Below are 23,505 nucleotides of genomic sequence, written 5' to 3'. Positions count from 1 at the left end.
AAGAGAAAATGACATTTTATAATTACCTAATGCGCCATCGCGCACCAGTAGAGAAAGACGATGCGACTCGTCTTGCAAATCTTGTTTTTCAAGATCCACTTTTTCCGAAACAATCGAAAGATTTCGATGAAATTTCGACCTATTTAGAAACAGAAGCACCTTTTTATTTTAATCTCACCCTTTTTGACAATGTTTGGCTAAGTTATTTGGAAGCCTAATGATTATCATAAATTTTTCTTAAAAAAAGATAATAAAATGATATAATAGACGCAAAGGAGAGATTTATGCAAATTAAAGTAGAAAAACTTAAATTCTCATATCAAGCTAGACTAATTTTGTCTATTAGTGAAGGAGCTTTTGAATCGGGCCATATTTATGGAATTGTTGGGAATAATGGTGTGGGGAAAACCACCTTTTTCAAAACTTTGACAAATATTATCACAAACTATGAAGGACATATCCAACTTGATGGTCAAGAAATCAAAGAAAACCCGAGATTGCTTGCAAAAGTTGGCATCATGCTTGATGATATGGAACTTTACAAAAGTTACACGGGGCTATTTAATCTGCGCTATTTTGGTGGTCTGCGCGGAGAATTTGATGAGGACAAAGCACTCAGCCTAGCTAAGAAACTAGATTTAACCCCTGAAATGTTATCCAAAAAAGTCGCTACTTATTCACTTGGAATGAAGAAAAAGTTAATTCTACTCATCTCGGTTATGAATGATGCAGAAATTTTGATTTTCGATGAACCTTTCCGTGGAATTGATGCAAAATCTGTTGAGTGGTTTAGAGATTATTTGCTTGAACTCAAAGGAAGAGGACGATTGATTCTCATTTCAAGCCATGTCCAAGAAGACATTGAAACAATTTGTGATAAAGTTTATCTTCTGGCTAATGGCGATTTCACAGCTACTTTTGATTTGAAAAATCAACAAGAAGTATTGACTTATACGGTTTCTGTGACCGATGTCCAAGTCTTAGCCGACTTTTTGACAAAGACAGGTGTTCAAGTAGAGATTAAAGAAAATACAATTAAGTTTGACAGTAGCCCTGAAGACTTCCAAATTGCTTTCCGTCATGCTGTTGAAGAAGGTGTAAACTTTGATAGTATTAAAAAAGAATCGAAATTTGCTGAATTTATCAAGAAAGGGGTCAACTGATGAACGCAAAAAATATATTTAAAATGGAGTTTTACCGAAATTTTCGTGATAAAAGCTGGTTGATTGTCATCGGAGTTATGGCGATTCTAGCTTTAATTGATTCAATTTTAATCATCAATCTTATCGGACAAACAGTTTCTGGATACAGCCATAATAGTGCCGGAACAGCTGTCTTGGCAGCTTTAACAATTTTCTTCACTTTGGCTTTAGGACTTGGAATTTGGGCCTTTCAAATCATTTATCCATTCCATCTATTGTCAGTTGATTATAGTAATAAAGCTTTAGGTTTAATGATTGCTTCTGGAGTAAATCGAATGACCTATTATTTTATTAAATTAATTTCGACAATTCTTTCGACTTTACTGGCCCTATTTACAATTTTGATTATTCCATTTTTCTTAATTTTAGGCGTTTATGCCCGACAACTAAGTGAATTTTTGAGTATGGTTTCCCGCTCTCTTTCTCTTAGCAGTGTTTGGATGGTCTTGCTTAATTCGTTTGCAGGTGCTCTGGCCTCTATTGTTGTTTTGTTTTTCGTTGTCATTATGACCCGAGGCAAATTTTGGGGAGTTTTCGTTTATTTAGGTATTGCAATGGGAGTAGGCATTGTCCTCACCATCTTTACTAGTTCGATAAACGTAGTATTGATTGATAGTCAAAATATGATGTCAAATAATAGTTTGATTGGGATTATCTTCTCAGTAGTTGAAATCGTTGCTTTTGGATTACTTGGACTCTCTCTTATCAGAAAACAAGATTTATAAACTAAAGAGTACTTGACAGAGTGCTCTTTTTTTGATAGAATACTCGGGTATGTGAATTTTCACATATAAGGCGTGGAAGCTGTAAAATACAGCATCATACCACATCACGAAAACAAAATATAAGGAGAATTTATCGTGGCTAAACAAGTAGAAAAACTCGTTAAATTACAAATCCCTGCCGGTAAAGCAACACCAGCTCCACCAGTTGGTCCAGCTTTGGGTCAAGCAGGTGTTAACATCATGGGATTCACAAAAGAATTCAACGCTCGTACAGCTGACCAAGCTGGTATGATCATCCCAGTTGTTATCTCAGTTTATGATGACAAATCATTCACATTCATCACAAAAACTCCTCCAGCAGCAGTTCTTTTGAAAAAAGCAGCAGGTGTTCAAAAAGGTTCTGGTGAACCTAATAAAACAAAAGTTGCTTCAGTTACAAAAGCACAAATCAAAGAAATTGCAGAACTTAAGATGCCTGACCTTAATGCAGCATCAGTTGAAACTGCAATGTCAATGATTGAAGGTACTGCAAAATCTATGGGATTCACTGTTACTGACTAAAATTTTGTCCGCCTGACTTCGTTAGGAGAACGCTCACGGACCTGAGTCCGCTTCGCAACCTCCTGCCTCGTCAGCCAGACAAAATTTCGAGATTTACATTTTGTAAATTCAGAAAAAGTCACACATGCAATCCACACATTTAGTGGAAGGCTGTTACGCTTGTTGTTATAAAAAAGAATCTATTGGCTCAACTGAGCGGTGCGGAACGTGGCTTGAAACACTGTTTCAAGGTTGCAAATGAGGAAAGCAGAGCTTTCTTCTTCGCCCGACGTTTAGTGTAAAGACCGCGTTTTGAGGAAAAGTTTTTCCTTTAAGTGAAGCAAAGCGAATATTCAAAGACAACAAGGAAGACAGACAACCGATATTACCACAAGGAGAAAATAGAAATGGCTAAAAAAAGTAAAGCATTGCGCGCAGCGATTGAAAAAATCGACGCAACTAAAGCATACAGCGTAGAAGAAGCTGTAGCACTTGCAAAAGAAACTTCATTTGCAAAATTTGACGCAACTGTAGAAGTTGCTTACAACCTTAACATCGACGTTAAAAAATCTGACCAACAAATCCGTGGAGCAATGGTATTGCCAAACGGTACTGGTAAAACTGCTCGTGTTCTTGTTTTCGCTAAAGGTGCGAAAGCTGAAGAAGCTACAGCAGCTGGTGCAGATTTCGTAGGTTCTGACGAACTCGTTGCTAAAATCAACGGTGGTTGGTTAGACTTCGACGTTGTTATTGCAACACCTGACATGATGGCAGTTGTTGGACGTCTTGGACGTGTCCTTGGACCACGTAACTTGATGCCTAACCCTAAAACTGGTACAGTTACTATGGATGTAACTAAAGCAGTTGGTGAATCAAAAGCTGGTAAAGTTAACTACCGTGCTGACAAAGCTGGTAACGTTCATGTTCCAATCGGTAAAGTTTCATTCGACACAGAAAAACTTGTTGAAAACTTTAAAGCTTTGAACACTGTAATCGCTGCTGCTAAACCTGCTGCATCTAAAGGTGCTTACATCACAAACCTTTCTGTTACAACAACAATGGGTCCTGGTGTTAAAGTTGATTCAGCTTCATTCTAATAAAAATAAAAAGAGAAAATTAATTTTCTCTTTTTTTTATTTATTGTAGAATCTAAAAAAACATGCTAGAATTAGGTATGTTATTATTTCTATGGGCTTACACAACAATTATCTTTGCAATTGCCTACCTTTTTCAAGTCCTAAATCTTACTCTAATTGGGTTAGAAGTTATTACCATTATTCTCCTTTTTATTAGTTTTTGGGAAAGTACAAAGGGAAGGTATCGACGAATTATTGGCATGAATATCATTAATATTTTCTTTATTCTTGTCTTATATTTTTCACAACATGTCTTTACTTATATTCAACATCACGATGTCGAAAAGGTTTCAGTAATCATCGTTGGTTTCGTGTTGGCTCAATTATTGGGGATTTTTTGGGGGCGACAATTTTATAAACATCAAGAAAAATCAAATAAATAAAAGGGCTGATATTATTCAACCCTTTTATTTATTTGCTCTACAAGTTCATTAATTTTTTCCACTCTTGGTTGAATGGATACTTGAAATTCATTAACTTTCTTTTGTATATCTTGACCGACACGTTCTGCTTTGATGCTTTCTTCTTGCACTCTCTCAAGATTTATTTTCATTGTGTTGACTTCCTCAGATAAGTCAGTCATTAACTTCTTTAAGTCTTTAAATAATTCAAACATAGACACGTCCTTTATCAGCCATTAATTTGTTTGGCTATTTCGGCTAAATCATAATCATGGGCTGTGAATTTTGCAATGAAAGCATCATTTTCATCATAACGAGGAATCAAATGAATATGAGTATGAAAAACAGTTTGCCCAGCGATTTCTTCATTATTTTGTAAGATATTCATACCTTTAGCATGAAGTTTATCTACAAGTTTACTGGCGATTTGAGGGACTTTACTAAAAAGTTCAGCAGATTCCTCAGCTGTCATCGCAAGAATGTTGCGGTAGTGTTTTTTGGGGACAACTAATGTGTGGCCCTTTGTAGTTTGAGTAATATCAAGGAAAGCAACAACATCATCATCTTCATAAACTTTGGTGCTTGGAATTTCACCAGCAATAATTTTGCAAAAAATACAATCTTCCATTTCGATAATTCCTCCAGCATTATTCGGTAACTTCTGATAAAGAAGTCTAAAACTTTATAATCTACTATAGATTATAGTATAAAAAGTAGAAAAAACCCAGTAATAATAACGGGGTTTCAAAAGTAAGAGCGATTATTGAAAAGAGGAAATTTAAATTATGCTATAATGAATAAAACTTGTATTTATTATAAATTGAAATTTAAGCACTTTTTATTTTATAAATTTGATATAATGTAATAAAATTTATTCCACCTAGATAGAGGTGGGGAAGGATATAAAGGATGGGAGTTAAAAGTAATGGTGAGAAAAAAAGCTAATCGACCATTCGGTTTGATTTTTAAATATTTACGAGAGTTTTCAAAATTTTGGTTTGAATATATCTCGGTTTTTATAGGAACAACTTTAGCAATTACTTTTGTGATTATTCCTCTGTTAGAATCAATCTCGGGCCTTATTATGCGTCTGTCAGGAATTCCCTATGTTTCTTATAATAATCTGGGGAATTTGATTCAAAATCATTTCTTGGGCGTTCTGGGACTTCTAATCATTTTATTTTTATTAATTTTTCTAGTCTATGTTCAATTTATTGTTCAATTTAAAGGAATTCGATTGATTCAGTCAAGAAGTTTGACTTTGAAAAATTTGTTTAAGGAAGTTGTCTCATCTGCGAAAAAGGTTAAAATTCAACAGTTAGGCTTTTTCTTATTTTATTTTCTACTAATTATTCCTTTTGGGAGATATGTTTTTAGTACACCGCTTTTGTCAAAAATCAAGATTCCGGTTTTTACACTTGAATTTTTCCTAAAAAGTTGGCAAAATATGCTGATTTTAGTGTTATTTTATGCTATTACTTTCTGGATTAGCACGCGTTTGATTTTAACTCTTCCGCTTATGATTCTAAAAGGTCAACCCTTGAAATTGGCGATAAAAGAGAGTTTAAAACGGACCAAGGGAGTTAGAAAATTCTTTAGACTTTCTGTTTATTTTGGACTTATCGGTTTATTTAGTATAATAATGCAGGGGCTTCTTTTTATGGGGGGCTACTTTGCGCAAGATTATCTTGATAAAACTTCCTTTGCTTTGATTGGGGCAGTTTCTATATTGGATTTGATTTGGTTGGGAAGCTTGATTATTTCTACTTTGAGTTTGATGATGCTTTTTAGTTATTTGATTAATGAAGCTCAAATGGAAAGCTTTGAAGTTCCTAAAAAAGCGCCTAAAGGCCGCATGAAGTATAAGGTGATTTTTTCTAGTTTGACGATTTTACTTTTTGCTTTAGTGAGTTGGACTTATGTAGAAGGATTTATGGATACTGTTCCGCTGACAATTTCTCATCGAGGAGTTGATGAGGAAAATGGTGTGCAAAATACTATCCCAGCATTAGAAGCAACAGCAAAAGCAAAACCAGATTATGTTGAAATTGATATTCAAGAAACGAAAGATCATCAATTTGTCGTTTTTCATGACCCAACATTAAAAGATTTAGCTGGAATTGATAGCCCGCCGCAAAAACTTACCTTGGCAGAATTGACAAATACGGTCGTTTCTGAAAATGGTAAAAAAGCTTTAATTCCAAGTTTTGATGATTATTTATCGGCCGCTGAAAAAATAAATCAAAAATTATTGGTTGAGATTAAAGTATCTCCATTAGACTCTCCGAAGATGGTTGAAAACTTTAGTAAAAGATATGGTGCAAGACTTTTAAAGGATAAAGCAATGATTCATTCTTTAGATTATAATGCGCTCTTGATTGAACAAAAAATTAATCCGAAGATTAAAGTCAGTTTTATCCTTCCTTTCAATCTTCTTTTTCCACAAACTAAAATGTCTGCTTATACAATGGAAGCGACGACACTTACCAGTAGTTTTGTGGATAAAGCACAGGCTAAACATCAAATGGTTTTCGCTTGGACAGTTAACGATGAAACGGATATGAGAGAACAAATGTTTAATGGAGTGAACGGGATTATCACTGATAATCTTGATGACTTAAAAGGCGTCATTGCCGAAGATGATGAAAGTCCAAGTTATGCACAACGTATTTTAAGAATGACTTCACTAATGGAAATAGAATAGAATTTAAAAGAGGAATATATGTTAAAAGTAACAAATTTAACGGGTGGATATTTGGGACACCCTGTCTTAAAAGAACTTAATTTTGAAATTAAAGAAGGAGAGCTCGTTGGACTTATTGGTTTAAATGGCGCAGGAAAATCAACAACGATTCAAGAAATTATTGGACTATTAACTCCATATTCTGGACAGATTGAATTGGATGGCTTGACTTTACAGCAAGATTTAGAAGGTTACCGCAGAAAAATTGGTTTCATTCCAGAAACACCAAGTTTGTATGAAGAGTTGACTTTGCGTGAACATATTGAGGTGACAGCCTTGGCTTATGGGATTTCTGTTGACCTTGCCTTCAAACGAGCAGAGAAGTTGCTTGAAACCTTTCGTTTGAGCGATAAGTTGGATTGGTTCCCAGTGAATTTTTCAAAAGGAATGAAGCAAAAAGTCATGATTATCTGCGCATTTTTGGTTGAACCTTCCCTTTATATTGTGGATGAGCCCTTTATGGGACTTGACCCTCTTGCCATTCAGGATTTAATTGATCTGATGATGGAGATGAAAAAAACGGGGAGTTCGATTTTGATGAGTACCCATATCCTAGCGACTGCTGAAAAATTCTGTGATAAATTCATTGTTCTGCATGAAGGGCAGGTTGTTGCTTTTGGGACAGTAGAGGAGTTACGGAGTCAATTTAACCAACCAAAAGCAAGCTTAGATGAGATTTATCTTGCTTTAACAAAGGGGAATATTCCAAACTCTAAAGAAGTTGTAGAGGCAGGAAAGACGCATGAATGAAATTTTTAAAAAACGTCGTAACCTTTGGTACCAACAAAATATAAAGTATCTTCGCTATGTTTTTAATGATCATTTTGTTTTGTTCTTAATGATTTTATTGGGCGCTTTAGTGGTGCAATATGTTAATTTTTTACAAGTTCATCATTTGAATTTGTGGGGTAAGATTATTTTGGTGGTTTTTATCAGTTTGCTTAGCCAAGTTTTAGGACGCTTAGCAACGTTTATCGAAGCCCCCGATAAGGTTTTTTTACTGACAAAAGAATTGGAAGTTCGAGCTTATTTAATTAAATGTTTGTTTCGTTCATTAATTCTTCCAGCAATTGTATCAGGGCTTTTGGTTCTGATTGCGGCACCTTTATTAAAATTTAATCCTATTTTCTTGATTCTCTGGTTTTTGGTTCTTGTTGGGATTAAAGCTGGCTTATTGGCTTATCAAATTTGGCGCTTTCAAAATAGTGGACTTTTAGATTGGTCCGGATTGATTGATTTAGAGGAAGCCCGAAAAACGGGAACTTTGCGACTATTTTCATTATTTACAAATGTTAAAGGGCTCAAATCGCACAGTCATCGTCGAAAATACCTTGATTTTTTACTGACAAAAACAAAAAGAACTTACGAATATCTATTTACACGAAGTTTTTTACGGTCAGGAGATTATCTGGGCTTAACGATTCGCCTCCTTATTTTGTCAATTTTATCAATGATTTTTGTCAAGAATGGAATTGTTGCTATTGTTATGGTGGTAGTCTTTAATTACTTGCTTATTTTTCAGCTTTTATCTTTACAAACGGCTTTTGATTATCAACTTTTGACGAGAATCTATCCATTGAAAAAAGCGGCAAAAACGGCCGGTTTACGCATGATTATTTTTAGAGTAATGATGTTTGTGACGATTGTTGAATTAGTGCTATCATTAATTTTTGTTCGACCGTTTTTCTTGACACTTGTGATTTTATTGGTGAACTTTTTGCTGACGAAGTTCTATGTCAGATTCCGATTAAAAAATAAATAAAAAATGCTGACAGAAATTCTGTCAGTATTTTTTTATAAATTAATAATTTTTGTACCGTGAACGTAGTTTGTTCCAGTCAATTGAGCAAGTTCTTCAAAGTTTTCAGCATTGATACCTCCACCAATGATAATATTAATTTTTCCTTGGGCGTAATCAATGAGTGATTTGATTTTGTCAGTATCTAATGGTTGGTCAAGTGGCCCACCATGCATCAAAATTTTATCTATTCCAAATTCAACAAGTTGGTCAATAGCTTCTTTTTGATCAGTAATTTCGTCAAAGGCCATGTGAAATGTAATAGGAAGTCCTTGGGCAGCAATGCTCACTGTTTCGAGTGCATCACTATCTATTTTATTGTCAGTCGTGAGGGCACCAAATACAATGTTTTGAGCACCAGCTTCGACAGCTTTGAGTGTATCAGTCTCAATAATTTTAAGTTCATGAGAATTATAAACAAAATTGCCGCCTCTTGGACGAATCATGACTGCCAGAGTTGTTTTGCTCTCGGCAACATATTCGGCAGCTTCTTGAATGACGCCGTAAGAAGGTGTTGTTCCTCCAACAGCAAGATTGTCACAAAGCTCAATTCGTTCAATACCAGCTTGGAGCGCTTGTGGGACTTTTGTGAAGTTTTCAAGGCAAAGTTCTCGGATAATCATAATTTTTCCTTTCAAATGTACTAGAATTATTATAACATGATTCTTCTATTTAACTTAAAAAAATTACAATAATTAATTTGAATAAAAAGAATGAAAGTGATTGTGGTATAGTAGAACTATGTTAAAAAAAATCGAAAAAGCTTATTTATTTTTAGAGAAGAATTTAGAAGTGCTAAGATGCCCAATTTGTCAGGAAAAATTTCAATTGGAAACCAATGCCTTGAAATGTCAAAATAATCATACCTATAATTTAAATAAGAAAGGTTATGTGAATTTTCTACAAACCAAAGCTGATACAGAACATTACACGCGAAAAATGTTTGAACCTCGCAGACGTCTGATTCAGGCTGGAATGTATCAACATTTACTGACAGAAATTCAAAAACATTTTGTCAGTGGAAATTTGCTTGATGTTGGGACCGGGGAAGGTTCATTTTTGGAGCTCCTTAAGGTAGATGGAGCAAAATTTGCTTTTGATATTGCTAAAGATGGGATTGAAATGGCGACTGAACTAGAGATGGAAAGTTTTTTAAGTTTAGCTGACTTGACTAATCTCCCTTTTGCTGATGAAAGCCTGTCAGTAATTTTGAATATCTTCACTCCGTCAAATTATGCAGAATTTCACCGTGTATTAGCAGAAAGTGGCTTAGTCATCAAAATTATTCCTGATAAAAATTATCTGCGAGAATTGCGTGAAGTTTATCAACTCCCCGTTGATTATAATAATCAGCCAGTTCTTGAACGTTTTAGAGAAGAATTTCCTAATGCCAGTCAAGAAGAAATTGAATACCAATTCGAGATTCCGAAAAATTTGCGTCATGATTTTTTACTGATGAGCCCTTTGGAATGGTCTGTTTCTGATGAAAGAAAAAAATTTGCTAAAGAAAACCCACCAAAAACGGCCACAATTCATGTCCAGATTCTAGTGGGGAGAAAATAAAAAAGCTGTCAATCAGACAGCTTTTATTTTTATTTCATTAATAATTTAATTGCTTTAGCAATTCCTTTTTTTACAGAAATATAAAGAACAAGCGAAAGAACAAAAGAAACTGGTACAGCAATCCAACTTGTCAACAAACTTACAAGAATATAAGTGATAAAGACGAGAAAAATTGAAAAAACAGCAATATTTGCAAAGAAGTTTAATTCTTCAATTCGTTTATTAACTTGTCTTTGCTCACGTCCTTGAGTCTCGCTATAATCATAATACTCTTGTTTTTCGTAAAAATCTTTGAGGTTTTTTAATTCCATAGTTTTCTAGCACTTTCCGATATTATGTAATTAATTATAGTATAAAAAGCAAAGGTTTACGTTGCTGTAGTTTTAATGAGGTTACTCTTTTGTTACTAAAAGATTAAAATAAAATTAATCTATAATTTTTAATGAATAAATATCCTTTTTACTTATCATTTTTATCAGAGAATGAATTTGAAAAAACCTGAGCGGGAACATTATGATATAATTATCACTATGATTACTATTACTTCTACGGCAGAAAGTTTGGAGCAAGCCAAAGCGTTGCTCGAAGCTGGAGTTGACCGTTTATACATTGGTGAAAAAAATTATGGTTTACGCGTTCCAACTGCGTTGACCAATGAAGAAATTCAAAAAATTACAGAACTTGCACATGAAGCAGGAAAAACAGTGACTGTCGCAGTCAATGCTTTGATGCACACAGAGATGATGGCAAAAATAAAAGAATTTTTAGATTTCTTAGTGGAAATTAAAGCTGACCGAATCGCAGTAGGTGATGCAGGTGTGATTTTTGTTTTACAACGTGACAAATATGAGCTTCCTTTTACTTATGATGCCTCAACCATGGTTGCTTCTGCCCGTCAGGTTAATTTTTGGGCCAATCAAGGAGCGATTGAAGCAGTTCTTGCTCGTGAATTACCAAAAGAAGAACTAGCGGATATGACCGATGAATTAGCTGTACCAGGCGAAATACTGGTTTATGGGGCTACTGTGATTCATCATAGCAAACGTCCTTTGGTACAGAATTATTATAATTTTATCAAGACAGAAGAAAATGGGAAAGATAGAGAACGAAATCTTTTTGTTTCTGAACCTAAGAAAGTTGATACTCATTATTCAATCTTTGAAGACAATCACGGGACCCATATTTTTGCTAATGATGATTTAGATATGATGACTGAACTTTCAGATTTGGTGGCAATGGGCTATGATCATTGGAAATTGGATGGAATTTTTACACGTGGTGAAGATTTTGTTGCTGTAACCAAACTGTTTGTCGAGGCTAAAAACTTGATTGAAAAGGGCGAGTTTACAGAGCTCAAAGCTTTCCAACTTGATGAAGAAATCCGAAAAATACACCCAGCGGGTCGTACTTTATCACATGGTTTCTACGATTTGGACAAAGATGCTATTAAATAAAAAAGGCTGTTATTTACTGACAGCTTTTTTTACTTATAAAAATTTTATTATTAAGACTGCCCTTTTACTTTTATTCAAAAATTTTAATGACAAAGATCTTAGACTATAAAATGACAATTCTGTCAGTAAAAGCTGAAGATAAACAACATAATGTCAAAGAACTTTGTCACATTTGAAGGTTTAAATTTGGCAAGAAATCCTGTAAAATAAAGAAACAAAGAAGTTTTGGCTCGCAAATTTACTGACAATAGATTTGACTAAGAATTTTTCTTTTTGGAGCCTTTTCAAAATACTTACAATCTTGAAAATTGGAGAATTGAAACATGTCAATTACAAAAACACGTCCAGAGGTTCTTGCACCAGCAGGAACGCTCGAAAAACTAAAAGTCGCTATTGATTATGGCGCAGACGCAGTATATATTGGTGGACAAGCCTACGGCTTACGTTCACGCGCAGGTAACTTTACTTTTGAAGAAATGGCTGAAGGGGTCGCTTATGCAAGTGCCCACAATGCTAAAGTTTATGTGGCAGCCAATATGGTGACACATGAAGGAAATGAAAAAGGGGCGGGCGAATGGTTCCGCACATTACGTGACTTAGGAATTTCAGCAGTCATTGTTTCTGACCCTGCTTTGATTGCCATCTGTGCTGCTGAAGCACCAGGTTTGGCTATTCACTTGTCAACACAAGCGTCTGCTACTAACTATGAAACCTTAGAATTCTGGAAAAATCTTGGGCTTGAACGAGTCGTTTTGGCGCGTGAAGTCTCTGTAGAAGAATTAAGAGAAATCCGTCAACATACAGATGTTGAAATTGAAGCTTTTGTTCATGGAGCTATGTGTATTTCATACTCAGGACGCTGTGTCCTGTCAAATTATATGAGTATGCGTGATGCCAACCGCGGGGGATGTTCACAATCTTGCCGTTGGAAATATGATTTATATGATATGCCATTTGCTGGCGAACGCAAATCGATTACTGGTGAAGTCACTGAAGAATTTTCAATGTCAGCCGTTGATATGTCTATGATTGAACATATTCCTGATATGATTGAAAATGGAGTTAATTCGCTCAAAATCGAAGGAAGAATGAAATCAATTCACTACGTTTCAACAGTTTCTAATGTTTATAAAGCAGCTATTGATGCCTATTTGGAATCACCAGAACGTTTTGAAGAAATAAAACCAGCCTTAGTGGATGAATTATGGAAAGTAGCTCAACGTGAATTAGACACTGGCTTTTATTATGGAACACCTGATGAAAATAAACAACTCTTTGGGGCCCGTCGTAAAATTCCTGAGTACAAATTCGTCGGAGAAGTTGTTGACTTTGATGCTGAAACAATGGTAGCTACGATTCGTCAAAGAAATGTTATTACAGAAGGTGACCAAATTGAATTTTATGGTCCAGGATTCCGCCATGTTGAAACAATGGTCAAAAATCTTCGTTTGGCAGAAACTGACGAACATATTGACCGTGCCCCAAATCCAATGACCCTTTTGCATATTGATGTTCCTTTTGCAGTTAAAGCTGGAGATATGATTCGTAAAAATGGGTCAGGGTTGATTAACCTTTATGATAAAAAAACAGGTCTTGCTAAAACAGTGAGAGCTTAATAAAAATTAAAAGAGAATTTTTGTTGAAATTCTCTTTTATATCTTTTTAGGACCGATAATTTCAGAATTGTCAAACTTCTATTTTTTATAAAATTAAGGCAAAGTGCTATAAGTATTACTGCTTATAACACGCTAAAGCGTGGACGCGCAGACGGAAGTCGCTATGGCGCACTTCCTAAATACCTTATTACTCACTCAGCGGAAAATTATCGTTTCCGCCTCGTTCGGTCATAATAAATTGAAGTCAGTAACATAAACGTGTTTCATGTTACTAGCTGTGCTATAATCAAGGAAAGAAGATAAAGAAAACAAGGCTTGTCTTTATTTTCTTTAAGTAGTCTTTAAAATTCATTTTATACAAAGGAGTCCCGATGATAAAAGCAATTGCCTTAGAAAATGTTTGGTTAAATTTTTCAGATGAAACAAAAGCAGCTTTCAAGAAAAATAAAGCTTATCAGTTTCAATTTAAAAAAGAAGAAGAGCTGACAGAATCAGATTTTCTGGAAACAGAAGTCTTAGTTGGTCTGCCAAAGCCTGATTTATTAGCAAAATATAAAAATTTAAAATGGCTTCAACTTTTATCAGCTGGAACCAATGGATACACGCAGGGAGCTGATTTTCCTGAAGATGTAACTTTGACAAATGCAACAGGAACTTATGGACTTACGATTTCTGAGCATTTACTGACAATGGCTTTTATTCTCCTAAGAAAATTTGACCTTTATGAAAAACAACAAGAAAAAGAAATCTGGGAAAATATTGGTCAGATTCAATCTATTTATGGCTCAACAGTGTTGGTTCATGGTTTAGGTGATATTGGAAGTCATTTTGCACAGAAAATTCAAGCTTTGGGAGGTCATGTCATTGCAGTCAAACGAACCGTTTATGGTGATGAAGAATTTGCTGACGAAGTTTATGCTGAGTCTGACCTAGACAAAGTTTTACCAAGAGCAGATATTATTGCTTCCAGTGTTCCTGGGACTCATGAAACTTATAAATTATTTAATCAAGAAAAATTTGACTTAATGAAAGAAAATGCTATTTTCCTAAATGTTGGTCGGGGAACAAATGTTGATTTAGAAGCCTTATGTGATGCACTTGAGTCAAAAAAAATTGCTGGGGCAGGAATTGACGTGACCGACCCAGAACCATTGCCTAAAGGTCACCGGGCTTGGCATACAGAAAGACTATTAATCACTCCTCATGCTTCTGGCGGTTATACTCTTCCTGAAACATGGCGTCGCTTTATGAAAATATTGGAAAAAAATCTCGATGCCTATGCAAATGGGAAGAATTTAACAAATATTGTTGATATGAAAACAGGATATAAACGAAATGCTCACAAATAATATTTCAAAATCAAAATTAAGTGGAAAAAATATTGGTATTTATTTTGGAACTTTTGCTCCCTTACATACGGGTCATCAGCAACAAATCTATAAATGTGCAAGTTTGAACGACGGAGTATTGCTTGTCGTTTCTGGTTATGATAATGACCGTGGGGCCCAAATTGGCTTACCTCTTGAGAAACGATTTCGTTATTTGCGTGAAGCTTTTAATGATGAAGAAAATATTAAAGTCTCGATGCTTAATGAAAATGATTTACCAGAAATGCCTAATGGTTGGGATGAATGGGCGAACCGCTTATTTGAATTGATTCATCATAATACATTGGAAAACGATTTATCAGTCACTTTTTATGTGGGTGAATTAGAATACGCCGCAGAATTGAAGAAACGATTTCCAGCTGACGGTAACCAATATGCTGTTGAAATTGCTGACAGACATGATATTTCACTGTCAGCAACGCAAATCAGAGAAAATCCCCAAGAACATTGGACTCACATTAATCGTGTCTTTAGACGACATTTTTCCAAAGTTGTGACTGTCATGGGTTCTGCTTCAACGGGAAAAACAACTCTTGTTAGACGGTTAGCTCGTTCCATTAATGCCCCATTTTCAGAAGAATATGCAAGAGAATACGAAGAAGCCTTCAATATTGACGATGACGAATTGAAAATGGATGATTATGCTCGAATGATTACAGGTCAATATGATGCGAATTCTCGCGAAGTCAATTCTCCTGCCAATCAAGGAATTGTCTTTTTAGATACTGACGCCATTGTGACCAGAGTTTACGCTAAATTATACTTACCTAAAGAAGATTTTGAACAACTTGAACCTTTGTTTAGAAAAACTATTGCAGATGAACGAATGGATTTAATTTTAGTTATTCCACCAATTACAGAATATATTGATGACGGTTTTCGTCATATGGAATGGGAAGAATCACGTCATGAATTCCATGAAGAATTGATGCGTCAATTAGCTGAGTTTGGCCTGTTGGACAAAGTGGTAATTTTAGATGATGAAGGAGACCATCGAGACCAAGAGGGTTACTTAACACGTTATCATCATGCGATTGATGCTGTTCACGAATATACCGGTGTAAAAATTGAACGATTGAGTTATTAATTTTACTGACAGCTTTATTTAGAAAATAAAAAGTTACTGACCAATCTATCAGTAACTTTTTTAGTTTTTATAAGAGATTTTCAATCTTAATTAATTCTTCGTCAGTAAATTCCAGATGTTCTAAAGCTGCAACATTTTCAATGATTTGTTGCGGACGACTTGCCCCAATCAAAGCTGATGTAACAGCTTGAACTTTGCCAGCTCTTTCTCGTAAAACCCACGCTAATGCCATTTGAGCTAGAGATTGTCCACGACTTTGAGCTAAATCATTAAGGGCTTGAAGTTGTTCCAATCTTTCTGTGGTAAGACTGTCATCATGCAAAGTCGCATAATGAGGATCACGCATTCGCGAATTTTCAGGAATTCCATGCAAATATTTTCCTGTTAAGAGTCCTTGATACAAAGGCTTAAAGGCAATTGTTCCTATCCCCGCCTCTGTCAAAGTTTCTTGTAAATCATCTTCAATCCATCGATCTAACATTGAATAACGAGGCTGATGAATCAAGAGTTTAAAGCCTAACTTTTCAGCCGCTAAGACCGCAGCTTCGGTTTCTTTGGCAGAATAATTAGACAAACCCACATAAAGTGCTTTTCCACTATCCAGAGCAGTTTTCAAAGCGCCCATGGTTTCTTCAATGGGTGTATTTGGGTCAGGACGATGTGAATAAAAAATATCAACGTAGTCAAGTCCTAAACGTTCAAGCGATTGGTCAAGACTTGCAAGTAAACTTTTTCGACTCCCCCAATTTCCATAAGGACCAGGCCACATCACATAACCTGCCTTAGTTGAGATAATTAACTCATCACGTAATCCTTGAAAGTCCTCTTTCAAAATTCGCCCGAAATTACGCTCTGCCGAACCGGGTTCTGGACCATAGTTATTTGCTAAATCAAAATGCGTAATCCCCAAATCAAAAGCAGTATGAATCATAGCACGCGCGTTTTCAAAATCATCAACTGAGCCAAAATTATGCCATAAACCAAGTGAGAGGGCTGGTAGTAGTAAGCCAGAATTTCCAGCTGGCCGATAAAGCATTTGGTCATAACGAGAGGGGTTAGGAATATAAGTCATTATTTTCTCCTTAAGAACTTTTAATTATGAAGCGATTTCATAGCTATTATAGCAAATGTAAGCGCCAAATGTTATAATTTTATAATAGATAACATTTTTTGATAACAAAAAAGAAATCAATGGAGTAAAAAAACATGTCCAATTTAACCAATGCAGAATCCTATACTTGGCAAATTATTCAGGAAAATTATGAAAAAATCCCTCAATTATCGATATCAGAGTTGGCGGAACTGGCTCATGTTTCTTTATCAACTGTAAATCGAACCGTCAGAAAAAAGGGCTTTGAAGGTTATGGGGAGTTTAGATATTCAATTCGTGAGAAAAAACTCCCTGAAATTAATGGATTTTCAAAAGAAGTTTTAGGAGCGATTGCTAAAAATCAAGAAGAACTTTTAAAAACCATTGAAAATATCTCGGCTGAAGAAATTGAAAAAGCTGTTGAATTAATTCAAGAATCAGAAGAAATATTAATATTTTCTCGAGGTTTGTCTACGAACGTTGCTGACGAACTAATGAAAAAATTACAACTTTTTCGTAAAAGAGTCAGCTTACACGATGATTCAAAATACATGGCTTACTATGCTCAATTTGTTAATGAAAAAAGTTTGATTATTGTTTTATCTCTTTCGGGAGAAACGGTGGAAATTTTAAATGCTTTAAGAATTGCCAAAGCTCAGAATCCCAAAATCTTATCCTTGACTGTCAATGCCAATACTAATCTGACCAATCTTTCTGATATTAGTTTGATAGGTTATAAAAGCAGTCTTGAAGTCAATTATTTTGATTTAGATGTTCACAGTCGACTCTCATTATCAATTTTATCGCGGGTATTAATTGATGCCTATTCTATTTATACTTTAAAACAAGGTCGCTCTGATATTAGATAATGTCAGAGTTTTTCTTTCACTAAATAAAAATAGAAAGGGTTTCCAAAAGATAAGCCGAAATTGGAAACCCTTTCTTAAGCCAAAGTGTTATACTCTAAATGTGAGCGATTTCAAAATGAAATCTACTACTGTTTCGCTTTTGAAAATTATCAAAAATAAAGTTTTACAATCACAGTATTTCTTCATACCAGACTACTAAATGGGTGATAGAAATGAGTGATGTAAATCACTTCGTACTCAAAAACAAGGCAGTATCTCTGCAGTTTTACTCAAAAATGAGTAGATCTAGTATAAAGGAGGATTCCCATGAAAGAGGGAAAAATGAAACAACGTTTATCGTACGCTTTTGGTGCACTAGGACATGATGTTTACTACTATTCAATTAGTACATTCTTCATTGCCTTTGTAACGGCACAAATGTTTGCCGGTTCACCTCATGAGGATGCAATGATTGCTTTAGTGACAGGCTTGGTTGTTATTATTCGTTTGGTTGAAATTATTTTTGACCCAATTATTGGTTCGATTATTGATAATACACACACAAGATGGGGTAAATTTAAACCTTGGTTGGTCGTTGGTGGGATTATGTCATCTTTGATGATTATGCTCATGTTTTCAGACTTCTTCGGATTAGCCAAAAGTGGAAATCGGACATTGTTTGCCATCGTATTCATTATTGCATTTATTATTCTTGATGCTTTCTACTCATTCAAGGATATTGCTTTCTGGTCAATGATTCCAGCTTTATCAGAAAAAAATTCTGAACGGGAAACACTTGGAACATTCGCTCGTTTTGGTTCAGCAATTGGGGCACAAGGTGCAACAATTTTAGCAATACCAATTACAATTTTCTTCACTAAAGGTGGACATGCACAAGGTGCAAGAGGTTTCTTCGCTTTCGGTGTCATTGCCGCGTTGGTTCAAGGGATTTCTGCCCTAGTGACTGCATGGGGAACTAAAGAACAAAAATCAGTGATTCGTCAAGAAGGAACGAAAACAAATACCTTAGATGTTTTCAAAGCCCTTCTCAAAAATGACCAATTGATGTGGTTGTCACTCTCATATATTTTATTTGCCATTGCTTATGTAGCAACAACAGCAACCTTAATCCTGAACTTTACTTTCGTTATTGGTAATGCTAGTCTTTATTCAATCACAGGGATTGTCGGATTTATTGGTTCAATCATTTTAGTGCCAATGTTCCCAACCTTGGCTAAAAAATTTGGACGCCGTAAAGTTTTGACAGGGGCCATTATTTCAATGCTTGTCGGTTATGTCCTCTTTGTTTTAGGAAATTCAGTACCAATGACAGTGGGCGGATTAATCTTTTTGACAGCACCTTATCAACTCGTTTTCTTGTCAGTTTTGATGACCATCACCGACTCTGTAGAATACGGTCAATGGAAAAATGGAGTTCGTAATGAAGCAGTAACGCTTGCGATGCGTCCATTACTTGATAAGATTGCGGGTGCCTTTTCAAATGGTATTTATGGATTTGTAGCGATTGCGGCAGGAATGACCGGTTCAAAATATATCTCTGGGCACACTTATGGTGTTGCAACTTTCAAACTTTATTCCTTTGTAGTCCCAGCGGTCTTAATGATTATCGCTCTGGCTGTTTATTTACTCAAAGTTAAATTAACTGAAAAACGTCATGAAGAAATCGTTGCAGAACTTGAAGAACGTTTGAAATAATTAAAACAATTTACTGACAGTACATAGATTTATTAGTAAACTTTAAAATACAATAATTTTTGTACTGATCAAGCTGTCAGTTGGGCTATAAAATACTGACAGCTTGATTATTGGAATGGATAACTTTTTATAGATATACTAAATTTTCATTAGTAAAACTTTTAAGAAAAAGTTGACCTCAGGTTAGCCCTAGTTAGGAAATCACATGGAAATTACAACAAAAGATTTTGGTTTAGGAAGTAGCCTAATTAGTCTAACGAACAAAAATGATGTTACAATTGCTTTTACAAACTTAGGAGCTCGCATTGTTGATTGGCAAAAAGACGGGAAACATTTTATTTTAGGATTTGATTCCGCCCAAGAATACTTAGAAAAAGATGCTTATCCAGGGGCCACAGTTGGACGTACAGCTGGCAGAATCAAAGATGGTTTGGTTGATATTTCTGGAAAAACATATCATTTAAATCAAAATGAAGCTCCCCAAACCTTACATGGTGGAGAAGATAGCATTCATACCAAACTTTGGACTTATGAAATTAATGATTTAGGAGATGAAGTTCAAGTCAAATTTAGCTTAGTTTCCAATGATGGAGAAAATGGATATCCTGGTAAAATAGAGATGTCGGTGACTCATTCTTTTGATGAAGAGAACAATTGGAAAATTAAGTATGAAGCAATTTCTGACAAAGATACGGTATTTAATCCCACAGGACATGTCTATTTCAACTTAAATGGAGATGCTAGCAAGTCTGTTGAAAATCATCAACTCAAGCTTGCTGCTTCAAGATTTGTACCTTTAAAAGATCAAACAGAAATTGTCCGTGGCGATATCGTTGATATAAAAAATACTGACTTAGACTTCCGTCAGGAAAAACAATTATCAAAAGCCTTAGAGTCTAGCATGGAACAAGTTCAACTGGTTGGTGGAATTGACCACCCCTTCTTATTAGATGAACAGAACCTTGAGAAGGAACAAGCGCGTTTATCTTTAGATGACTTGTCAGTTTCTGTTTATACTGACCAACCAAGTATTGTAATTTTTACAGCAAACTTTGGAGATTTGGGGACCGTTTATCACGGGAAAAATCAAGTTCATCATGGTGGTATTACCTTTGAATGTCAAGTTTCACCCGGGTCACAACAGATTCCAGAACTTGGAGACATTAGTTTAAAGGCGGGAGATGAATATCAAGCCACCACCATTTATAGTTTACATACAAATTAAGGAAATGAATTTAGAGGAGAGAAGAAATGTCAATAGTTGTCGAAAATAGCACTGTATTATCAGCGTTAACAGAAAAATTTGCAGAAGTTTTTGGAGATACAAAAAAAGTTGAATACTTTTTTAGCCCAGGACGGATTAATCTGATTGGTGAACATACTGATTACAATGGGGGATATGTTTTCCCAGCATCAATTACAATCGGAACGACAGGACTTGCTCGTTTGCGAGAAGATAATAAAGTCAAACTTTACTCAGAAAATTTTCCTAAATTGGGCGTCATCGAATTTGACTTAGATGATGTTGAAAATAAGGATGGTGAACTTTGGTCTAACTATGTCAAAGGAATGATTGTCATGCTCAAAGGAGCAGGATATGAAATTGACAAAGGTTTTGAACTGTTGATTAAAGGAGAAATTCCTACAGCATCAGGCCTTTCGTCATCAGCTTCACTTGAGCTTTTAGTGGGTGTTGTTTTGGATGATTTATTTAAGCTAAGTGTCCCTCGTCTTGAACTGGTTCAATTGGGACAAAAAACAGAAAATGATTATATTGGTGTCAACTCCGGAATTTTGGACCAATTCGCCATTGGTTTTGGTGAAGTCAAAAAGGCAATCTTGTTGGATTGCAACACTTTAAAATATGAAATGGTTCCTGTTGAACTTCGTGATTATGATATTGTTATCATGAACACTAACAAACCGCGGGCATTGACTGAATCAAAATACAACGAACGTTTTGCTGAAACACGTGAAGCACTCAAAAGAATGCAAACTAAATTGGACATTCAATCACTTGGAGAACTATCAAATGAAGAATTTGATGCCAATACCGATTTGATAGGTGATGAAACATTAATTAAACGTGCACGTCATGCCGTTTATGAAAATAATCGGACGAAAATTGCCCAAAAGGCATTTGTTGCTGGAAATCTAACAAAATTTGGAGAACTTCTTAATGCTTCACACGCTTCTTTGAAAAATGATTACGAAGTCACAGGACTTGAACTTGATACCTTAGCAGAAACTGCTCAAAAACAAGCCGGCGTATTAGGGGCTCGAATGACTGGAGCTGGATTTGGTGGTTGTGCAATCGCTCTTGTTGCTCATGACAATGTTTCAGCCTTTGAAAAAGCTGTCGGTGAAGTTTACGAAGAAGTTGTCGGTTATCCAGCAAGCTTCTATGTTGCTCAAATTGGTTCTGGCTCAACAAAGCTAGATGTTGAATAACACCAAATAATATTTAAAACTTTAATGAGTGATTTAAGTGAGTTAACATTAAATTAGTGATAGCAAATTCAAGCACTCAAAATTAAGTGCTTGAATTTTGTATTCATTCCCAAAACTCATTAATAAAGAAAAGCAAGAACTTTACTTACAGAAGTAAATTAGAAAGTATTTTATGTCAATTTATCAATCAATTCAAGATTTCATTAGTCTTGCTTTACAAAATGGAACGATTGAGCCACTTGATGAGCTCTATCATAGAAATCAACTTCTTCATTTTCTTGGTCTAAATGATTGGGCAGAAGTTGATAAAGAGGCTCATGAAACTAATTCATTAATTTTGATGGACCAACTTCTGGTGATTGCAAATGAAAATAATGTGATTGCGAAAGGGCAAGATGAGTTTTATGAAGCCGCTCTGATGAATTTTATGACACCACGTCCAAGTAAAATTAATCATGATTTCTGGGAAAAATATCAGGCTTCTCCAGATGCTGCAACTCAATATTTTTATGAATTGGCACAGCAAGTGAATCAAGTAAAAACTCGGGATATTGCACGCAATATAGCTTTTAGTCATTTGACAAAATATGGAAAACTTGAAATAACAATTAATCTCTCAAAACCAGAAAAAGACCCCAAAGCGATTGCAGCAGCCAAATTAGTAAAGGCTTCCTCTTATCCGGTTTGTCAACTTTGTCTGGAAAATGAAGGATTTTATGGCCTAGGAAATAAGCCTGCTCGTTCCAATCATCGAATTATTCAAGTTTCAATTAACGGCGAGGACTGGGGCTTTCAATATTCTCCATACGCCTATTTTAATGAACACTCTATTTTATTAAATGCTAAACATCAACCAATGGAGATTAATAAACGAGCTTTTGATAATCTTCTAGGATTCTTGGATAAATTTCCTAACTATATGATTGGTTCAAATGCAGATTTACCAATTGTGGGTGGTTCAATTTTGACACATGATCATTATCAAGCAGGTCGTCATGATTTTCCAATGGCAAAGGCTGAACTTCGTGAAACTATTGAACTCGCTCATTTTCCAGAAGTTTCTTGTGGGATAGTTAATTGGCCAATGTCAGTCCTAAGATTAGCAAGTGAAAATCAAGTAGAACTTTCAAAAGCTGCGGATGACTTTTTAAAAAAATGGCAAGTTTACAGTGATGAAAGTCTTCAGATTAAAGCAAAAAGTACAGATGGAACACCTCATCATACCATTACGCCGATTGCTCGAATTCGAGATGGAAAATATGAATTAGATTTGGTCTTACGCGATAATAATACTAATGAAAAATATCCAGATGGTATTTTTCATCCACATCCAGCCCTACACCATATTAAAAAAGAAAATATTGGTTTAATTGAAGTGATGGGACTTGCAATTTTGCCTGCCCGTTTGGAAACGGAACTTTTGGAGGTTGAAAAGTATCTTCTTAATCAGGACAACCAAATGGACGAAATTCATAAAGCTTGGGCTGAACAGCTTAAAAATGAGGAACATTTTACTAAAGAAACGGTTCATGCCACTGTTCAAGGGGCAGTAGGAGAAGTGTTTGAAGAAGTCCTAAAAGACGCAGGTGTATTTAAGGATACTCAAGAAGGACATGAAGGTTTTCGTAAATTTATTGATTTTGTGAATCAATAAGAGATATTATGAAGCATTATTTAGTGGAGAAATTCTCTGATTATGAAATAAGAATGATTAGAAGTTGATGCAAACTTAAAAAAATCTGATATA

The 23,505-nt window shown here is 35.2% G+C and carries 24 protein-coding genes; 19 read left to right on the top strand and 5 right to left on the bottom strand.

The genetic code is table 11. The features are described from left to right. The first annotated feature begins 8 nt into the window (after positions 1-8). The 6 genes from KW2_RS10240 to KW2_RS10215 all read left to right on the top strand — a co-directional run bounded on the left by KW2_RS10240 (position 9) and on the right by KW2_RS10215 (position 3,986). On the top strand, positions 9-218 hold the full coding sequence (locus KW2_RS10240; protein WP_011677077.1) for a YozE family protein: 210 nt from the start codon (positions 9-11) through the stop codon (positions 216-218). Positions 219-284: 66 nt separating this feature from the next. Then, positions 285-1,163, top strand: a complete 879-nt coding sequence (locus KW2_RS10235; RefSeq protein ID WP_011677076.1) for an ABC transporter ATP-binding protein — start codon at positions 285-287, stop codon at positions 1,161-1,163. Continuing rightward, positions 1,163-1,927, top strand: a complete 765-nt coding sequence (locus tag KW2_RS10230) for an ABC transporter permease (protein ID WP_021037889.1) — start codon at positions 1,163-1,165, stop codon at positions 1,925-1,927. Before KW2_RS10235 ends, KW2_RS10230 begins: the two co-directional genes overlap by 1 nt. Before the next feature lie 135 nt (positions 1,928-2,062). Beyond that, entirely contained in the window at positions 2,063-2,488 is a 426-nt protein-coding gene (gene rplK, locus KW2_RS10225) for a 50S ribosomal protein L11 (protein WP_011677074.1), read from the top strand. 386 nt (positions 2,489-2,874) lie between these two features. Further along, positions 2,875-3,564 (top strand): 50S ribosomal protein L1, encoded by a 690-nt coding sequence (rplA, locus tag KW2_RS10220; RefSeq protein WP_011677073.1) that lies wholly within the window; start codon positions 2,875-2,877, stop codon positions 3,562-3,564. Positions 3,565-3,641: 77 nt separating this feature from the next. Next, positions 3,642-3,986 carry a hypothetical protein gene (locus tag KW2_RS10215; RefSeq protein ID WP_014573252.1) on the top strand — a complete coding sequence of 115 codons (345 nt, stop codon included), beginning with the start codon at positions 3,642-3,644 and terminating at the stop codon, positions 3,984-3,986. A gap of 11 nt (positions 3,987-3,997) precedes the next feature. Here KW2_RS10215 and KW2_RS10210 read toward each other — a convergent pair whose 3' ends face one another. After that, the gene (locus tag KW2_RS10210; RefSeq protein WP_011677071.1) at positions 3,998-4,219 is read right to left on the bottom strand and encodes a hypothetical protein; all 222 of its coding nucleotides are present in this window, start codon (positions 4,217-4,219) and stop codon (positions 3,998-4,000) included. 14 nt (positions 4,220-4,233) lie between these two features. After that, complete coding sequence (locus tag KW2_RS10205; RefSeq protein WP_021037888.1) at positions 4,234-4,632, bottom strand: HIT family protein; 399 nt, start codon at positions 4,630-4,632, stop codon at positions 4,234-4,236. A gap of 297 nt (positions 4,633-4,929) precedes the next feature. Between KW2_RS10205 and KW2_RS10200 the strand changes: the two genes are divergently transcribed. The 3 genes from KW2_RS10200 to KW2_RS10190 are packed head-to-tail and all read left to right on the top strand — an operon-like array spanning position 4,930 to position 8,509. Next, a complete protein-coding gene (locus tag KW2_RS10200; protein WP_021037887.1) occupies positions 4,930-6,708 on the top strand; it encodes a glycerophosphoryl diester phosphodiesterase membrane domain-containing protein in 1,779 nt (592 codons plus the stop codon). A gap of 18 nt (positions 6,709-6,726) precedes the next feature. Next, positions 6,727-7,497 (top strand): ABC transporter ATP-binding protein, encoded by a 771-nt coding sequence (locus tag KW2_RS10195; RefSeq protein WP_011835957.1) that lies wholly within the window; start codon positions 6,727-6,729, stop codon positions 7,495-7,497. After that, positions 7,490-8,509 (top strand): ABC transporter permease, encoded by a 1,020-nt coding sequence (locus tag KW2_RS10190; protein ID WP_021037886.1) that lies wholly within the window; start codon positions 7,490-7,492, stop codon positions 8,507-8,509. Before KW2_RS10195 ends, KW2_RS10190 begins: the two co-directional genes overlap by 8 nt. A 32-nt stretch (positions 8,510-8,541) precedes the next feature. Here KW2_RS10190 and KW2_RS10185 read toward each other — a convergent pair whose 3' ends face one another. Beyond that, positions 8,542-9,168 carry a copper homeostasis protein CutC gene (locus KW2_RS10185; protein WP_021037885.1) on the bottom strand — a complete coding sequence of 209 codons (627 nt, stop codon included), beginning with the start codon at positions 9,166-9,168 and terminating at the stop codon, positions 8,542-8,544. 118 nt (positions 9,169-9,286) lie between these two features. Here KW2_RS10185 and KW2_RS10180 point away from each other — a divergent pair, with 118 nt between their 5' ends. Continuing rightward, the gene (locus tag KW2_RS10180; RefSeq protein WP_021037884.1) at positions 9,287-10,108 is read left to right on the top strand and encodes a putative RNA methyltransferase; all 822 of its coding nucleotides are present in this window, start codon (positions 9,287-9,289) and stop codon (positions 10,106-10,108) included. Positions 10,109-10,137: 29 nt separating this feature from the next. Here KW2_RS10180 and KW2_RS10175 read toward each other — a convergent pair whose 3' ends face one another. After that, a complete protein-coding gene (locus KW2_RS10175; protein WP_021037883.1) occupies positions 10,138-10,419 on the bottom strand; it encodes a DUF3270 family protein in 282 nt (93 codons plus the stop codon). Positions 10,420-10,638: 219 nt separating this feature from the next. Between KW2_RS10175 and KW2_RS10170 the strand changes: the two genes are divergently transcribed. The 4 genes from KW2_RS10170 to KW2_RS10155 all read left to right on the top strand — a co-directional run bounded on the left by KW2_RS10170 (position 10,639) and on the right by KW2_RS10155 (position 15,653). Beyond that, positions 10,639-11,562, top strand: a complete 924-nt coding sequence (locus KW2_RS10170; protein ID WP_021214164.1) for a peptidase U32 family protein — start codon at positions 10,639-10,641, stop codon at positions 11,560-11,562. A 323-nt stretch (positions 11,563-11,885) separates the two neighbouring features. Next, positions 11,886-13,178 carry a peptidase U32 family protein gene (locus tag KW2_RS10165; protein ID WP_004254683.1) on the top strand — a complete coding sequence of 431 codons (1,293 nt, stop codon included), beginning with the start codon at positions 11,886-11,888 and terminating at the stop codon, positions 13,176-13,178. Positions 13,179-13,549: 371 nt separating this feature from the next. Then, positions 13,550-14,527 (top strand): D-2-hydroxyacid dehydrogenase, encoded by a 978-nt coding sequence (locus KW2_RS10160; RefSeq protein WP_021037881.1) that lies wholly within the window; start codon positions 13,550-13,552, stop codon positions 14,525-14,527. Continuing rightward, the gene (locus KW2_RS10155; protein WP_011835929.1) at positions 14,514-15,653 is read left to right on the top strand and encodes a nicotinamide-nucleotide adenylyltransferase; all 1,140 of its coding nucleotides are present in this window, start codon (positions 14,514-14,516) and stop codon (positions 15,651-15,653) included. The genes KW2_RS10160 and KW2_RS10155 overlap by 14 nt, the downstream gene beginning before the upstream one ends. Before the next feature lie 67 nt (positions 15,654-15,720). Here KW2_RS10155 and mgrA read toward each other — a convergent pair whose 3' ends face one another. Then, positions 15,721-16,725 carry an L-glyceraldehyde 3-phosphate reductase gene (gene mgrA, locus KW2_RS10150; protein ID WP_021037880.1) on the bottom strand — a complete coding sequence of 335 codons (1,005 nt, stop codon included), beginning with the start codon at positions 16,723-16,725 and terminating at the stop codon, positions 15,721-15,723. 134 nt (positions 16,726-16,859) lie between these two features. Here mgrA and KW2_RS10145 point away from each other — a divergent pair, with 134 nt between their 5' ends. From KW2_RS10145 to KW2_RS10125, 5 genes are all read left to right on the top strand, one after another. Beyond that, on the top strand, positions 16,860-17,612 hold the full coding sequence (locus tag KW2_RS10145; protein ID WP_011677038.1) for a MurR/RpiR family transcriptional regulator: 753 nt from the start codon (positions 16,860-16,862) through the stop codon (positions 17,610-17,612). 306 nt (positions 17,613-17,918) lie between these two features. Continuing rightward, entirely contained in the window at positions 17,919-19,307 is a 1,389-nt protein-coding gene (locus KW2_RS10140; RefSeq protein WP_021037879.1) for a glycoside-pentoside-hexuronide (GPH):cation symporter, read from the top strand. Between the two features lie 205 nt (positions 19,308-19,512). Beyond that, positions 19,513-20,532: an aldose epimerase family protein gene (locus KW2_RS10135; protein WP_021037878.1), complete on the top strand. Its 1,020-nt coding sequence runs from the start codon at positions 19,513-19,515 to the stop codon at positions 20,530-20,532. A gap of 26 nt (positions 20,533-20,558) precedes the next feature. Continuing rightward, entirely contained in the window at positions 20,559-21,758 is a 1,200-nt protein-coding gene (locus KW2_RS10130; RefSeq protein WP_021037877.1) for a galactokinase, read from the top strand. A 172-nt stretch (positions 21,759-21,930) separates the two neighbouring features. After that, complete coding sequence (locus KW2_RS10125; RefSeq protein WP_021037876.1) at positions 21,931-23,412, top strand: UDP-glucose--hexose-1-phosphate uridylyltransferase; 1,482 nt, start codon at positions 21,931-21,933, stop codon at positions 23,410-23,412. Positions 23,413-23,505: the final 93 nt, after the last annotated feature.

This window comes from Lactococcus cremoris subsp. cremoris KW2 (genome assembly GCF_000468955.1).
GTDB lineage: Bacteria > Bacillota > Bacilli > Lactobacillales > Streptococcaceae > Lactococcus > Lactococcus cremoris.
The sequence above is the reverse complement of the archived record's forward strand: the minus strand, read 5'-3'. Positions and strand labels throughout refer to the sequence as shown.